Source organism: Legionella nigrisilvae (genome assembly GCF_977063395.2).
The window spans coordinates 220,361-238,345 of record NZ_CDRUGZ020000042.1 but is presented as its reverse complement, the minus strand read 5'-3'; the positions used below and the strand labels follow the sequence as shown (position 1 = coordinate 238,345).

Sequence of the window (17,985 nt, the reverse complement as noted above, 5' to 3'; positions counted from 1 at the left end):
TAGTCTCGGTACTTAAAAAGTGCCGATACCTCAGGTTCGAAGTAGCAATAAATTTTTCTTCCGCGCGGGTACTTCACGAATTAGAATAGGGGAAGCTATTTCAACCTCTGGCTCAACGAGCTCAGCTTTTCAGGTAACGGGTCTGTCAGTTCTTACTTATCGAGATAATTTAATATGTGGAAAAGTATCCTCATATTGCTTAGAAAATAGGTTGAGTCATTTTGACCCAACAATTCAAAGTTATTGCCAGAAAAATAAAAATATAGTCTAGTTGGTTTCGTTTGATTTATGCCACTTATTTAATTAATATTCTCGAAATTGCTCCTAGTGGTTTATTTAATTTCATGAGATTTTTTAATATATCTTTACCCTTAAGCGCTATTCAACAGATAGTTAGTTATCTACCCTCAGCCGATAAGAAGAAATTAAGTAAAGTGAATCACGGTTGGCGACATGTATTAATGCATCAGGGCTCTGAATTATGCATTGAAGCCCAGGATTTAACGGATGTTTCCGAATTACTACCACATATCCAAGCAATTTTACCCGTAATTCCCAAGGCCCCCATTTCCATAAAACAATTAACCGAAGGATTTTCTCCTTGGGCCAATAGTTATCTGTTGCAGGTGGGTTCTGAACGGTATGTATTACGTCATATAAGACATAAGGAAGGACGAACTCGTGAGGTATTTGCCTCAATTTTTTTCGCTCAGAAAAAAATTGCGCCCGAAGTAGAGTATTTTGATTTTTCTGCGGGAATAATCATCATGCGTTATGTAGAGAATAATCCCTCTATTAACAGCCGGCTGAATGATGAGCAATTAAAGCTTATTGCAAAAAAATTCGCAGTACTTCATTCCGGACCAAAGTTACCCCGACGCGCGGAAATTGAAAAATCAACCCTCATCACGGAACGTCGGGCTACTTTAAACAGTTACATTAAAGTTTCGCCTGTTTTTTTCTTGCAGCATTATGCGCTGATGCAACTTGATTATTTAACAGATTTAGTGAAACAAACCCATTATTGTCATAACGATATGAATCCTAATAATCTGTTAGCGACCCCCGAGGATTTCTATTTTATTGATTGGGAATGCGCAGGATTACTTGATCCATTTTTAGACTTAGCGATTGTAGTGGCCACGTTACGCTTAAAGCCTGACGCTGCAAATTCTCTTTTAACGCATTATTTAGGACGTAAGCCATTCCCTGAAGAAGAGTTGCATTATGGGTACATGCAACAAATCGCTTTATTGCGATTTGCGATAAGTTTTGCAGCAAATATCAGTGATCCCACTCGTGTTAATCACGTCGATATCGCTTCAATTCCAGCGTTTAACGAATACCAACCTAGTGATGGTGCGATTGATAAAAGTAGTGATGCAGGTAAGTTTTATATTAGTGTGATGCTGATCAAGCAAGCCATGCAAACCATTAATGATTATCAATTTAAACGACAGCTCAATACCAAACTATTAGGAAGTATAAATAAACCGGAAAAAGATTTTAATTTTGGAGCGCTCCAACTTCCTTATTTTATCATGGGAGGTATTTTACAATATCTTCGTAAAGAGGAGCTTCTTCCTTTACGTTTGGTATGCGGTAGCTGGCGATTGTTCCTAGATGAACAGGTAATAAAACCTAAAGGACTAATTCTTGATGGGGCAGTAGACGAACTCAGTAATTCCAAAGCAATTGCAACACGTCTCAAGTCGACATTACAGTCATTTCTACCCTGGAGGGCAGGATCTTTAAAACCCCTGAACGGGGGGTTGTCTCCTTTTTGCCAGAATTTTATAGTACACGCATACAATCAAAACTACGTAATAAAAATATTAGAAGAAGACAGTGCTCAGGGATGGATAGAATTGTATGCAGCTCAAGCTGCTTCGCGTACTGGTATTGGCCCTAAAATAATTTATTTTAATGCAGCACAAAAAGTAGCTATTTTTGAATTTGTTGCCAATGATCCGAAGTGGCCGTTGGATAAATCATGGGATCGATTGGCCTCACTAAGTTCAGTAATTAGTGCCTTGCATGCAATGAAAGTTCCCAAGAGCATAAGTAAGGAAAGCCCTAAATTTTTGCAATTAAAAAAGATTGTTACAGAACTTGTTGAAAAAGATCCGAGGTTTGAAGATTTTTCCTTAGTTTTATCACTATTTAATGATTTAGATCACCTACTTAATCTAAATCCAAAAACCAGTCTGTGTCACTATGATATGAATCCTTGGAATCTATTATTTCAAACTGAAGGAACTCAATTTTCATTAATTGATTGGGAGTTTGCACGAATAGGAAGTCCACTTTTTGACTTGGCAACTATTGCGAATTTCTTGCGTTTAAATGCGTTGGAAGAAACTTTTTTGCGTATTGCTTATGCAAAAGGACGTGTTACCCCTCTAGACGAGGCCTGCTACCAAATAACTAAAGCCTATGTTTATTTGCGATATGCTATTTGTTCACTTGGACTAAATACCAGTGCTGAGTTGAAGCTTGATTCAGACCTATTACTTGCATTACCACCCTTTAATCAATTCAATCCATTTCAATTAAAAATTGATAAAAATACGAATGAAGGACGCTATTATATCGCTTTAATGTTTGTAAAAGCAGCTATGAATTTGCTTAAGGACAAACAATTCATCATTCATTTAAAAACGTACCAGCAGGGGTTTAAAACGGACTATATTCCCTCCTTTTTTGCACATTCATCAGAAAGGTTAGATGAACTAAATGGAACAGGAATTGTTGCCAATAACTCAAAAGAATTCACATCTTGAGGATACTACACCCGTACTCATAGGTTTAAGTTTAAGGCTCCCCCAGATAGAAACGGAGGAAGCCTTGTGGCAATTTTTAATTGCGGGTCAAAAAACAAGAAGTTCTGTATCGTCTTCAAGAATGTGGCGTGGTGAAGATGAAACGACCTATGCCAATTTGTTTACCAATTGGAATTTTTTTGATCCCAGTTTGTTTAATCTGACTGCCAAAGATATTGCGCATCTCGATCCACAACAAAAATTAGCATTGTATGGTGTGCACACCTGTCTGGAAAATGCAGGCATGATGCGTTCTGAGCTGCAGCAAGCGACAACCGGTGTGTATGCCGGAGTAATGTCGGTGGATCACCTGCATTCTTATGCAACGACTACCTCCGACAGTGACAGTCGTTTTTTCTTAAATAATTGTGAGGCAAGTGTTGCCAATCGAGTTTCCTACTGTTTTAACTTTACTGGAGAAAGTAAGAGTATTAATGCCGCTTGCGCGAGTTCATTGGTTGCCTTAAAAGATGCCTGTGACAGCATTAGACTAGGTGAAAATGATTTTGCTTTTGTAATTGGCGTTAATTATATAGATAGTGCTTTGCGGCATCAGAGTTTCAAAAAAGCGGGTATGCTCTCGCGAAGTGGCTGGTGTCATACTTTTTCTATGCAAGCCGATGGGTATTTGCCTTTAGAGGGAATGATTACTTTGCTAGTTACCTCAAAAGCTAAGGCTGAGGCCTTAAATCTTTCGGTTTTAGGAGCGGTTACGGGAATTAGTTGCAATCACAATGGAACTACCAGTACGATGACTGCCCCTAGTGTGACTGCCCAATCCCAACTGATTCGCTTAGCCCAAAAACAATGTTCCTATCTGGATGTTGCATATATTGAGGCCCATGGCACGGGAACGAATCTTGGGGATCCTATTGAGCTTGAAGCCTTAAGTCACCATTATCCGGGTTGCTACATTGGCTCCATTAAAGCAAATGTAGGGCACATGGAAGCTGGGGCTGGATTACTCGGTGTGGCTAAGTGTTTGTTGATTTTAAAGAATCGGAAAATTCCTCCTCATGTACTTTCAGATAAAGCGAATGTTTTATTATCTGAAACGTTAAATATCAATACAGAACCGGTGGATTATAATCACTCGCAAATTGCAGTAAGTTCTTTTGGATTTGGTGGTACGAATGCACATGCTATTTTGCAAAGAGTCCCTGAACGTATCCCGATAAATATTAATAAGCCTTTCAAATTACCGGTATTGCTCAGTGCAAAAACCAAAGAAGATTTGGAGTCTTTGGTGGCTCTCTCTGAAGATTATGTGTTGCAGGAAGATGCGTATCATATGGCATTAAACTCAATTTATACCCAGGAGCATTGCGTTTCTTTCCGTCAAGCAGGATGGCTTTATGAGCAGCACATTACCTGGATGCCTATAAAGAATGACTATTTAGTGCTTCCTGGGGATTGTGCACCAACGAGTTCCTTGCAATTAAGATCTTATCTATCGTCTGCGTGTTTAGAGCAGTTACCCGAATACTGGGTTCATCTCATTCATGATTTTTTATCCGACATACGGTGTATTGAAGCAGAGGGCAGCGCGGTTTCTTTGGCCATCAAAGCCAATCAAAAAATCCAAACACATTTAATAGTAAATGGAACATCCTATCCAGCCCTCACTGATTTAGATGATTATGTGTTCAAACTTGTTGAGGGCTTGGTGATCGAATCGTCCCAAGTGAATCAACTTATTGTTGAAAGCATGGCCCTTTACCAGCATCAATATACATTTAGAGGATTTTTGCAAACAGTACTCCCCACAGAATTAATTGTTTTGTTTGAACAAAATGATCTACAAAAAATTCAAAATCGCTTATGCCTTTGGACCAACGAAGAAATAATGCCGAGGCATGTAGATAAAAAATTTATCCGATATGAATTGGTACTTATGCTTTTATGGGCAAGGGTACGTGTTATTAATAAATGGCAATTAAGTACGGTTAAAAATGAATTGCTCCGACGTTTCACTGCTTCTTTTGTTGAGCTTATTGCGCTGCTTGAACACCAACTGCTTCTTCCTGAGGAGATCGAATTACTGGTTCAGCTTGATGATATTTATATCGAGCTCTTTAAGAACAGATTAATTGAGCGAATCACTACACATTCTGATGCAAGTGCCTTCACTTTATTAGTTGCTTATTATAAACCAATAACGTGTATTCAGGATGTGCAAAACAGCAGTACTAATCAATGTATTGTTCATTTTAAAGCAGGTCAGCGCATTTGTATCGATCTGGATAAAGTGAGCGACAAGGATGTTTTGACCATAACTGATGAGCTGGTTTTGCAATTATGGCTTAGGGGATTTGTTATCGATTTTGAGCGTTATTTAGGATCTCTTCCTTTCCAGCGCAAGTCTTATTTTAAAGAAACAACGAAGCATTCTATAGAGAACGTAAAGCAATTTTATACTTTGCAAACCACCTTGAAATGTATTAATCAGCATGAGTTTGCTCATCTTAAAACGATGCATTGGAATGAGTATTCGGTACATGATATTTTGACGCACGACCTTTGGGTCACGATCGATTACTCAGAACAAGATCCAATTCAATGGGTATTGGAAATCATTCGGCAAATCTCGGTTAAATGCAGTAATCAGCTTAAAAAACAACGGATTATTTACTTAAAATTAGATGAAAATTATTCCTCGCAAGAAGTCGAGTTAATTACGCATTTTGTCAACGCAGTAAATTTAGAAATTAACCCACTGCTTCTAAGGGTAATTGATTTTAAGGGAAGATTTTATTTGTACCAGCAAGTCGCTTTGCAATGTTCTAAGGAGGCACGTAAAGGTTTTGCTTATCGTGGAACCTATGTTTTAGTTGGAGGTGCTGGGGGAGTGGGTTTAAAGCTTGGAAGCTATCTTCAAGAAAAATACGCAGCACAAATTTATGTAGTAGGTCGCAAACCCTATGCTCAATTACATGACCAAGTACAGATACAACTCCAGCAAAATAAGATGATTTATCATTGCTGTGATCCGGGTGCAACCAAAGATTTTTTAAACTATTTAAAACAGCTTGCTGCAGCAGAAAAAATTTCAGGTATTTTTCATTTGGCTGTGGCGCGTCATGATGAGTGGTGGGTTAAGCAAAGCGAACATTCATTATCCACTACCTTAAAGCAAGTGAGTCAACGCAACAGTTGGTTAGTGTCGGAGGAACTCGCACAATACACGAAAAATCTGTATGTTTTTACCTCTATTCAAGCATATTCTCCCAATTTAGGGGCTACGATATACAGTTTTGAAGCGGCGTTAAAGAACTATTTAATTACCCAACAAAATAGTCTTCCTTGTTTTGTCACTGCGTTGGGCGTAATTGAAGGGATTGGTTTGGCCACCTCGGCTGATTACACCAAGTATATGGCAAATAATGATTTGGCTCCTTTATCGTTTGCTGAATTGATGGAATCATTTGAACTGCAAATTGATACTCAAACTCCCTTTGCTTTAATTACTGGTCGCACGAAACCGCACAATTCTATAATTCCGGTGACAGTCAATAAAAATCAGATCTTGGAAGAGTATGTGGCATTAAGCCTTTTATTACGAATCAACCAATCTGTTCCTATCCATGGTCGAAAGCTGGAGATGATTTTTCCAGCGTTCCAAAAACATTTTCAAAAATTAGTTCGGGAATTATTTAATATCTGGCAAAAACTGCAGCTCGTGCGCATGGAAGAGAATTTTATTTTTATTGCCCAAGAGATAAACCAACTTGAAAAGTTAAAAAGCAATTATGAAGATGAATTAAACGAAGGAAATTATTCCTCCCGGCTTAAATTATTTATCGCAGTATGTGACCAATATCCTGAGATATTATCTGGTGCTTTGTTGCCACACCAAGTTATTTTCCCTCAGGGTAATACGGAATTAGTACAAGGTTTTTACGAACATCATGTGGTTGCTGACTATGCGAATCAGATAGTGGCGAGGAAACTAAGAGATTACAGTCGATTATCCCCAAAACCCATAAAAATTCTTGAGGTAGGTGCGGGCAGCGGTGCTTCAACCCGAGCTATTTTAACAGAGCTACACGATCAATCATTTACCTATTATTTCACCGATATTTCTTCTGCATTGGTCAATAAAGCAAGGCGCTGTTTTTCGGAGTATGAGCATTCCATGGAGTTCCGAGTATTTGATATGGAACAGATGGATGCGCAACATGAGTTTTATCAAGCATTTGATGTAGTGATCGCGACAAATGCCATTCATGCAACGAGTGATATTCTAAATTCACTAAAGAGTTTGAGCGAATGCTTGGCTGATAGTGGCCATTTATTATTAAATGAATTGGTTGAAAAGACCAATTATACCACTGCTATCTTTGGTTTATTTGATGGATGGTGGAATGCCAAAGACCAACATTTACGGCAAATGAATTCCCCTTTATTGAGTGCTGAACAATGGGTATCAGTGCTGCAGAAAATGAATTTAACCGATATTGAGTATCAATACTCTTGTTTAAATTTCTCTTCTGCAGAACAAATTGTTATTGATGCCAAAATAAAACGTGAACCTCAGATTAAAAAACAGCCTGCGTTGATGATGGGTGACGCAAAAGGTTCCGCGGAGCTTGTGGGAACACAAGACGTACCAGTTTATCCGGATAAAAATCCACAATGGATCATTGAACAATTGGCGCAAACACTTTATTTGGATAGCAAAACGATTCAATTAGAAGATCGATTGTCGGAGCTTGGTTTTGACTCATTAAGTTTAAGTGACTTATACCAAAAATTAAAAACTAGATTTCCTGATCTTGGTATTGCGGAATTGTTTGCGGTCGATACGGTGGATGCTCTAGTAAAACGATTCACTGACCATGAAGGCATCAAAATTCCTGATATTCATTTTGAACTAAACCATTATAATCAGGAAACAGATATTGCCATTGTGGGACTGAGTTATCAGCTTCCCCACACAGGATCCGATGATTTTATTTCTATGCTGCAACAGGGTAAAACCGCGTTTGCACCTATTCCTAAATCACGTTGGGAACATGAGTCCTTCTTTTATGCACAAAAAGGAAAGCAGGGAACCTCTTATGCCCATAGTGGCAGTTTTTTAAAGGATATCGATTGCTTCGATGAAGCTTTTTTTAAACTCTCCCCACGTGAAGCTGCTTTTATCGATCCGCAAGAACGTTTGCTGTTGCAAAATGCTTATTTTGCCCTTGAGGATGCGAAGGCTTTCCCTATCGCCTCGGACAATAAAATCTCTGTATTTGTGGGGATCAGTGGCGCTTATTATTCTTGGTTAAACGAAGATTGGACGACTCAAAAACATGCTAATTCTGCGTGCGCTTATTGGTCCGCAGCAAACCGAATTTCGTACAGTTTTAATTTGCATGGTCCCAGTATGGCGGTGGATACAGCATGTTCGTCTTCGCTATCCGCGCTTCATTTGGCATGTCAAAGTGTGCTAGCTGATGAATCGACTATGGCGGTAGTGGGTGGAGTAAATTTAATTGTACACCCACGACAAATGGTAGAGCTCTCTGATTTACACATGCTTTCAGCTCAAAGCATTAACGCCACCTTTTCGCAAAATGCAGATGGTTTTGTGTATGCTGAAGGGGTTGTGGCTTTATGCATTAAAAAATTAAATGCGGCGGTTGCAGAAGGGAATAAAATTTATGGAGTCATCAAAGGCAGTGCGCTCAATTCAGGTGGCAAAATGCATGGTTATACCGTGCCAAATTCTGAAGCCCAAAAACAGGTTATCCTTGCTGCCTTGCAAAAAGCAGGGATTAATTCCTGGCAAATCAATTATATTGAGGCACATGGTACAGGCACAATTTTAGGTGACCCTATAGAAATAAAAGCATTAGGTGAGGTCTATCAAAATAAAGCTTTCCTAGGTTCAGTTAAAAGTAATATGGGTCATAGTGAAGCATGTGCTGGTTTGGCGGGTTTGGTACGAATCTTATTGCAGTATCATCATGAGGAAATCTTCGCTGGAGTAAATGCTTGGCCGTTGAATGAACATTGTCATTTTGAAAAGACACAGTTCATTATCCCAGAACAAAATATTCCGTGGGAACACAATAGGGGAGCACGTTTTAGTGCACTCAGTTCTTTTGGTGCGGGTGGTTCAAATGCCCACATTATTTTACAAGATTATCCTCTTATTCCTGAAATGTGCACCCAACATCATACGTTTAAAAAACAAGCCCATTGGAGTATTCCTAAGAATTATTCGGCAATAATTGAAGAATATCCCTTAATTCTGGAAACTAAAGCCTATTATTTTGAACAACATCGATTACATCAACGTCCAATATTACCTGGTGTGGCGCATATTTATTTTTGTTATCAAGCCTATCTACGGAATAAAGAAAAGGCGTCGCTTCGAATCAGCATTCGCGACATAAAATGGCTTAATCCTATTTATGCGGATCATGAAACAGATACCCATTCACTCATAGTTCGTTTTAAACCGGAAGACACCCATCTTCTTTGTGAATTAACCGGGACCCTATTGTATTCAAGCAGTACTTATCATTCTTTAAATGAAGTTACAGTGCTCAGCGAATATGCTTCATTTGCTAAAGAGTGCACTCACGAGCTGTTAACGGCGACAATGTATGCACAATTTCGCCGTAATAATTGGTATCATGGTGAAGCATTTCAATCCGTACACACTCTTCGCGTAAATCCACAACAAAATAAAGCGGTTGCCACATTAATACTCGCAGAAGCTCAAGAAGTGCCTACCTTGGATCCCCGTTTATTTGATGGTGTTTTGCAATGTGTTTCAGTGTTACAAGCAGAGTTGCCAAGAGATCAGGTATACATTCCTCAAAAGATTGAGGTGTTAAATTTAGTTCACGACTGGACTACTAAAATTTATGTAGCTGTGGAAGACAAATCTCTCCGTGAATTTTCTCCTCGCTATAATATTTCTATTTTTGATGAGCAGTATCGTTTGGTAAGCCATATTAGTGGTTTTTGCATGATTCCTATTCACAAACAACAAATTATTCCGCAGATAGATTCTTCTGCCGAATCCAGAAATTTAGCTGCATTATCCGCTTCTGAGCTCATGTCCTTCGAAGTCAAAGTGAGTCAAAAACCAATTCATTATTTTAAGCCCTTTTGGCAGCGCATTGATTGTGAAAAGGCAAAAGAAAGAACGATTGAGTGGTTGACTGCCACCCAAACACCCAGCATTGATTCGGCTTGTTCTATAATGCGGGTAAATCAATTACACAATACAACTCAATTTATAAGCCTCCTACAGAATGTACAACATGCTGTGCAAACACGAAAAAAATTACAGCTGATTTTATGTTTTGAGGATTCGGGAGAAACTGCTGTTTACGCCCAGGCAATCCATGCTTATTTACGTACAGCACAACGTGAGTTTCCTGAACTCCGTTACAGCGTAGTCCTTTTGCCTTGGGAATTGAGCGCTCAACTCTTGTCACAGGTAGCCGAGAAGGAATTGCCTACCTGGGTTAAAGTGAACCGGGAGGGTGCTTTTCATACTCAATATTACCATGCGGTTACTCCAGAGCAAAAAGAAGCCCGTTTGTTATTTAAAAAAAATGGGGTATACGTTATTGCGGGAGGACTGGGTGCGATTCCGCAAATTATTGCTCAATACCTGGTGCATCAATATCAAGCCCATATTCTACTTCTGGGACGACGTAATCCATCCATTGACAACATGCATTGGTTAGGCCAAAACAACATCAGCTACAAGCAAGTGGATCTCGGTGACCGTGAGACCCTGCACGCTTTGATCGCTCAGTTTGTTTCAGAACATGGGGGTGTCTTGAATGGTTGTATTCAGGCAGCTGGTGTTCAACAAGATAGTCTTATTATTAATCAGTCAGCGGCAGCAATTGAAACGGCTTTGACCGCAAAAGTAATTGGGACTTTAAATTTTGATAAAGCGACCAGGGGCTATCATCTGGATTTTTTTCTTTTGTTGTCTTCCTACTCTTCGATACTCGCTAATGTTGGGCAGTCTATTTATGCAGCTGCTAATGGATTTTTAGATGGTTTTTCCGTTTTACGAGAATCCTGGCGTATCCAAGGAAGGTGCTCAGGATTTACTTACAGCATTAATTTGCCTTTTTGGGAACAAGGAGGCATGCAGGTCAGTGAGTCAGTATTAGCACGCATGCAAAAAGAATGGGGAATGGAGGCAATTAGCAATGCTACGGGATGTCACATTTTTGAAACATTATCCGCTTTACCTTGGCCGCAAATTATGGCGCATCAAGGTGAGCCAGGAATCATTTTACAGCACTTAAATGATTTGAAATCGACGCAACAATACAGGTCTGAAGTGAATATGGAATTTAAACTCTTCGTGGTCAACACGATTAAAAAAGTATTAGAACTTAAGGAGCATTTTGAGCTGACAGCCTCTTTTGGCGATCTTGGTTTTAACTCAATTTTATTTACTGAGTTGGCCAATTATTTGAATGATACCTATGATTTGGCCATCACCCCGGCTACTTTTTTTGGTTATAAAACCGTTGCCGAATTCATTAGCCATTATGAGCAGGCTATATCTCCTGCGGCGGGGAGGATTCAATCCGAAGAGGTAAAATCATTTACCCCTCATCATGTGCCTAGAGAAGATGTGCCGGTGATTATCGGGTTCAGTGCGCTCTTACCAGGATGTGGAAGTTTACACGATTTTTGGCAATTGTTAGTGAATCAAAACCATGTCTTTAGCCAAACTCCTGCAAATAGGTTGCATTACATGCAACAACATCCGGGGACATTTATTGAGGGTGTTGAGGCATTTGATGCGGCTTTTTTTAATCTGTCACCATTGGAGGCCATGGTGATGGATCCCCAGCAACGACTGTTATTGCAGGAGGTATGGCATGCCTTAGAAATGGGGGGAATCAACCCCTTACACTTAAAAGGATCCGCAACAGGGGTTTATGTGGGGGCGTCCACTTTTGATTATGCTAAACAATTAACGCGAAACCAAGTGAACAATCCCTACATTCCAGTTGCAACCGTACATAGTTTACTCGCGAATCGAATATCTCATTTTTTTGATTTAAGTGGCCCTAGTGAAGCATTAGATACGGCCTGTTCCAGTAGTTTATATGCCCTAGATCGCGCCGTAAAAGCCATCAAGCAAGGGGAGATTGAGCAAGCAATTGTATGTGGAGTGAATCTGTTACTAGATGATGAATTCTTTAATGCGTTCACTCAATCAGGAATGCTGTCCTCTACGAACATCTGCAAACCCTTTGATAAGCAAGCAGATGGATACATTAGAGGGGAAGGAATTATTGTCGTTATTCTCCAGAACCAAGCGCGAGCACAGTCACAAAATAATACGATTTATGCCAGGATTCTTGGAAGCGGGGTCAATCATACGGGTAAAGCTAATACCCTCACTTCACCCAGCTCAATAGCGCAACAAAAACTGTACGAACATATCTATAGTTCGATTGATATAGAACGCATTAGTTATATTGAAGCCCATGGGACAGGCACGTCACTAGGTGATCCTATTGAGTTGGAAGGTTTGAAAAGTTTTGTGGCTGATAAAAATGTAGCGATTGAAGTGGGCTCAGTCAAAGGCAATATTGGCCATCTAGAACCTGCTTCAGGGTTGGCTGGATTAATAAAAATTTTGTTGATGTTTCAATATCAAATGATTCCAGGACAAGCGAATTTATCTGAAATCAATCCATACCTTAAATTGCAGCAATCGGGCCTGTCGATCAGTGAAGAATCTCATGCATGGCAACAAAAGCATCTTCATGGAGCATTGATTCCTCGATGTGCGGCGGTAAGCTCTTTTGGTTTTGGCGGGGTTAATGTGCATGTTGTTTTAGAGCAGGGTACTCTAAATCAACGACCTCGAATCGACTCTTTTGTACCGTTAATCCCTCTTTCGGCAGCCAATGAAAAAAGCTTGTATGACTTGGTAAAAAATTACATTACCTGGTTGCAAGAAACGCCTCATTTGGAACCGCAAAGTTTCTGTTTTACCCTACAAAAAAGACGTCTTCATCATCGCTATCGAGTGATTTTCCAATGGCATAATCAGCAACAATTAATTCAGCAGATGCAGGATTGGCTTGATTCATCAGTATTTCCTTATATTAGCGATAACTATCAATCCATTGCCCAAGCTTATCTGAATGGGGAGGTTGCTTTTAGTCCTCCAGAAAACGCGGATGAAATGATGCCTGTTCATGGGACTCCAGCTTATCCTTTTATCCGTAAAAAACTCTGGTTTAAAACTCCAGAAAATCACTTAGTTTATGTGAATAAAGAGCTGCCGGCGGAAATGATACATCAACCGTTATGTAACCAAAATATTGTAATCATACATGAGGATTGTTGTGCCGGGCTACTTAAACCAATTAGCTCACAACTCGAAAAAAATAATAAGGTTTATAGTTATAACTTGAGTGAGTTTAATCTGGATGAATTTAAGATATTTTTAGAGGTTCGCCCTGATATAGATCACTTTATTATTTATCCGCAGTATCCTGACTTTAATTTAAAGATTAATTTATTTCAACAGGATCCTCTCGGTCTAGTTCAGCCTTTATTTGATTTATTGAAAACGACGTTAGGCTCCAATTTGTTTACAAAAAAAATTACTATTGGGTGGTATTCTTATACTGCTCAGGCCAATCATCCACAAGTAGCAATGGTTAGCGGGTTATTAGGATCTTTAGCTAAAGAAATGCCCCATTGGCACGTGCACCATTTAATTATGGATACCCCTTTAGAGCAGTCGATGTTGGATCTGGTAGCTCCAGGACCCTCTCAAACCATTGAGTATCGAAAAAAACAGTACTGGTTTCCTTCTCTGGAGTTAGCTCCAGAGGGTGAGGAAAAGGATTTTTTAATATCGCATAAGACGTATTTGATCCTTGGAGGTATGGGTGGTATCGGTCGTCGTTTGACGCAATTTTTGATTGAATCATACAAAGCTAAGGTTATTCTTGTAGGGCGTAGTGCTTTAGATGAAGAGGCACGACAATTTATCCAAGCATATGGGGAGCAAGTTGAGTTTATTCAAACCGACGTAACTCATGAAGCAGAATGCGCGTTGCTCATTAAGTATCTGCAGGTGAAATATCCCATAATCCATGCAGTATTTAATTTAATTATGCAATTGCAAGACAGCACGGTTGATTCGATGACTTGGCAACAATTTAGCCACGTGATTCATGCCAAATTATTCAGTGCTTATTTTATTTATCAGTTGCATCAACAAATACAAATTAACGCTGCAGTGATTTTTTCCTCCATGCAAAGCAGTGCGTGTCTTGCAGGCCAGGCCAACTATGCCGCGGCGAGCAATGCCTTGGATGCCTATTGTTTGCGCTTGGAACAGGAAGCCGCATTACCTGTTAAAATTATCAATTGGAGTATTTGGCAAGAAGTTGGCGCAGTCACTGATTCGTTTTATCTCGAACGAGCGCGCGATTTAGGTTTTATTCCTTTGACCACACAACAAGCATTGGAAGCGATGCAACTAGGTTTAAATAGCCCCTATGCCCAGTTTGCAATTCAAAATAAAAGTGCGGCGCACAGTCTGCAGACGCGAACCGTTTTACCCATTAAAGCAGGACTAAATGGCGTGAACCAATTCGTTTATTGCTTGGCTTCTGATTTGCGAAAAAGGCAGATTTTTCACGACAATATACTCCCCAAATACACCCGATTGGTTACCTATTTAACTGGATTACCTGAAGTTTCTGCCACTGCCGAATCATTGCATGATTTGCTTGAGCGCTGTTGCCAAGAGCATACGGCTTATGAGGCATATTATCGTTTGGCATATCTTTGTTATTTGAACTACAAACTAATCCTTGAGGGAAACAAAGCCGCCGCAGAGATCATTTTTTCAGAAGAGGGACTTAAATTATTGTTCGCTCTTTATGCTCAAAGTCCTGAGTCAAAAATGTGTAATCAATCCATCGCACGACATATTGCCGAATATCTTAAGAACAGTACGCAACGGGTAAAAATTTTGGAGCTAGGTGCCGGAGTAGGTGCAACCACAAAAACATTGATGCATGTACTAAATGACTATGAGCAGCTCGATTATTATTATACGGATGTCTCTTCCTTTTTCCTGAATCAAGGTAAAAAATTACAGCAACACGTACATTTTAATTTGCACTGCGAACACTTAGATATGAATCACTTAGCACAAGTGGCTGATGATTCCTACGATGTGGTGCTCGCTTCGAACGTAATTCATTTGGCAAATGATTTAGAGTATACGCTTAAAGAAATGCAACGTATTCTTAAGCCACAAGGGATATTTTTACTTAATGAGGCAGTGCAAGAACAAGCGTATTTAAATTTTATTTTTGGTTTATTTGATGGTTGGTGGCAAGCGAGCGGCGCCGAGCGCTTAAATGCTTCTCCTTTGTTAAGCCAGGATCTTTGGCTGCAAAAATTAACCGCAGCAGGTTTTGATCTTTCAGAACAACATTTCCGCGAGCAAGTAACCGTGCAAAAGGTATTTTGTTGTCACAGGAAGCAGTCTAATTCCAACTCATCGGTTTCTTGGACACCGTCTCCTCCATTTTGTGAGGAAGGAATGATTACACAGAAAATTGCGGAATTCGTTCTTGAAGCACTTCATTTCCCTAAAAACGAGACTGTTGAATTAGACCGTCCTTTGGCAGAAATGGGGCTTGATTCAATTACGGGCGTCAGTTTAGTAACCCATATTAATAAAGCATTTAATTTATCATTACGCACGGCTGTCATTTTTGATTATCCTACTTTGCAGCGTTTAGCCGCCTTTGTTCAGTCTCAGTTAAAGGAAAAAGAACCTATCATTCCAGAAAGACAGCCGGTAGATTTATTTGCAGGGGAATTGATTAATGATTAAGCAACGACGTAAATATACTTACAGTCCCCAAAGTAATTTGTACTGGTTAGCGCACCAGATTGATGGTCATTATGTGTTCCCGCTCGATAATTTACTCATGATGATCTACTCCACTCTGAAGCCTTTAGCTACAGCACAAGTCATGCAATTAACCGAGCTTGAATTAAAGAAATTATTAATTGCCGAAGAAGAACAAACGATTAATTTAGTTCTCGAAATCGATCCCATAAATCATTATTGCAGCATTGAGCAATTGCATGATGATGGCAGTAAGGAAATCGTTTTACGAAGTAATTATCAATTTAAATTAGAAAGCGAAATAGATAAAGTACGAGAATTTTTGTCTACAACCTTAGGCGACATGTCTGTGGTATCCATGGATCCTAAGGTCCACCCAACAAGTTCATCGGGAAGACGGGAATTTCGTTTTGATGACACTATAGCGAAGAGTGATTTTTATCAGAAGGATTCATTACACTACTTAGGGGATTGTTATCGGATTATTGAACAATATCATTTGAATGATTCATTTTTTGCAGTCCTAAATCCTAAGGCCAGTTATCCTGCGGTTTTGGGGAGCATGTTGCATTCTTTGATTTATCTTGATGATCCTTGTTTTCAGAAAAATCCTCGTCCCGGATTACCTAAAAAAATCAAAAGAGTGTTATTTCATGTTCGGAATCAGCCTAATGAATTTTTATATGCTAAAGACCAAGACGCTACGGTTTGTGATGCGCAGGGAAATTGGCAAGTCATTATGGAAGGAGTTGAGTTCACGCGATCTAAAACACCTGAAATTAAAGCGCTTAAAGAGTCTTTAGATATTGCTGTAATTGGTATGGCGGGGCAATTTCCACAAGCTAAAAATCTGGAAGAATTATGGCGTGGTTTATGTGAAGGATTTAATGCGATTACCCCCTTAGAGAAACGAGGAGAACACTATTTTCGTGAGCCCAATTATGCTGGGTGGTTAACTGATGTCTTTGCCTTTGATCCCGAATATTTCCATATACCAAAAATTGAAGCGCAAGCAATGGATCCGCAACAGCGTTTATTTTTAGAAACAGCAGCAACTGCGCTAATGGATGCGGGTTATTCCCCCATGGAACTTCCTGATAAATTCTGCGGTGTTTTTGTGGGGGCAAGCCAGAATAATTATTTGATACACAGTTTACAAAAACCTATTGCCCAAAGTTTTTGGGGAAATGCCCCATCAGTTATTGCTGGACGAGTTTCTTATACTTTTAATCTAACGGGACCGGCAATTACTTTTGATACCGCATGTTCTTCTTCCTTGGTTGCCATACATCAAGCGTGCCAGGCGATTAAAAATGGTGAATGCTCGAGTGCTCTTGCAGGCGGGGTGTTTATTATGAGCAATGATAATTTTCTCCAGCAAGCACATCATGCCAAAATGCTCTCTCCAGATCATGCTTGTCAAACCTTTGGTGATAAAGCGAATGGATTTATTCCCGGCGAAGCGGTTGGCTGTGTTTATTTAAAGCCTTTAGCGCAGGCGCTTCAAGATCACGATCCCATTTATGCCGTAATTAAGGCTAGTGGAGTGAATCAAGATGGACAATCAAATGGCATTACCGCACCTAATGGTTTAGCACAGACGTCACTAATGCAACAGATATACACTTCCTATGGCTTATCAACGAAGGATCTCGCATACATTGAAACTCATGGAACAGGTACCGAGCTGGGTGATCCTATTGAAGTACATGCGTTGCAGCGATTATTTACAACACAGTCTACGAATCCTGAACAATCATGTGGCCTGGGAAGCATAAAATCCAATATTGGTCATACAGTCCATGCCGCCGGGGTGTGTGGTTTTATCAAAACTATTTTATGCAGCTATTTCCAACAAATTCCAGCAACACTTCATTGTGAACGTGAAAATCCACAAATTGATTTTGCCAGTACCTCCTTTTATCCCGTCAAAGAATTAAGCCCATGGCCTAAAAATAAATCGCTTGCAGCAGTAAGTTCATTTGGATTTTCTGGTACCAATGCCCATGTGGTCATCCAACAGTTTGCCAATCAGAATAGACCTCAGTTTCCAGTATACCCATTCAAAAAAATTCAGTGTTATTGGGAGTACACTTCAGAATATACCTTATCCGCGGATCAGACTTATTTCAGTCAGCATCTCGTAAATCATCAGGCCATTTTACCAGGGGTAGTGAGTCTGGCCTTAACTCAGTATTTCCTTAATGAACTACCCTTAAATTGTGTGAATGTGCATTGGCTCAAAGCATTGCCTGCACTTAATCCATTGTTGAA

At 39.7% G+C, this 17,985-nt stretch carries 3 protein-coding genes (1 of these 3 running past the window's edge); all 3 read left to right on the top strand.

What is annotated here, in order from left to right:
- Positions 1 to 344 precede the first annotated feature (344 nt).
- Tightly spaced (each overlapping or abutting the next), the 3 genes in view from ACWTE2_RS29405 to ACWTE2_RS29395 form a layout consistent with a single transcriptional unit that may run on beyond the window.
- Positions 345 to 2,783 carry a phosphotransferase gene (locus ACWTE2_RS29405; protein WP_454785536.1) on the top strand — a complete coding sequence of 813 codons (2,439 nt, stop codon included), beginning with the start codon at positions 345 to 347 and terminating at the stop codon, positions 2,781 to 2,783.
- Positions 2,737 to 15,693: an SDR family NAD(P)-dependent oxidoreductase gene (locus ACWTE2_RS29400; RefSeq protein ID WP_454785535.1), complete on the top strand. Its 12,957-nt coding sequence runs from the start codon at positions 2,737 to 2,739 to the stop codon at positions 15,691 to 15,693. Before ACWTE2_RS29405 ends, ACWTE2_RS29400 begins: the two co-directional genes overlap by 47 nt.
- Positions 15,686 to 17,985, top strand: partial view of a beta-ketoacyl synthase N-terminal-like domain-containing protein gene (locus ACWTE2_RS29395; protein WP_454785534.1) — the beginning only. It continues 5,242 nt past the right edge of the window; 2,300 of the gene's 7,542 nt are visible here — the first part of the coding sequence; it begins with the start codon at positions 15,686 to 15,688; its stop codon lies off the right edge, out of view. Before ACWTE2_RS29400 ends, ACWTE2_RS29395 begins: the two co-directional genes overlap by 8 nt.

Bases quoted from the DNA above. Each gene is read 5' to 3' on its own strand.
- ACWTE2_RS29400 (WP_454785535.1), top strand. From the start codon at position 2,737: ATGGAACAGGAATTGTTGCCAATAACTCAAAAGAATTCACATCTTGAG.
- ACWTE2_RS29405 (WP_454785536.1), top strand. From the start codon at position 345: ATGAGATTTTTTAATATATCTTTACCCTTAAGCGCTATTCAACAGATA.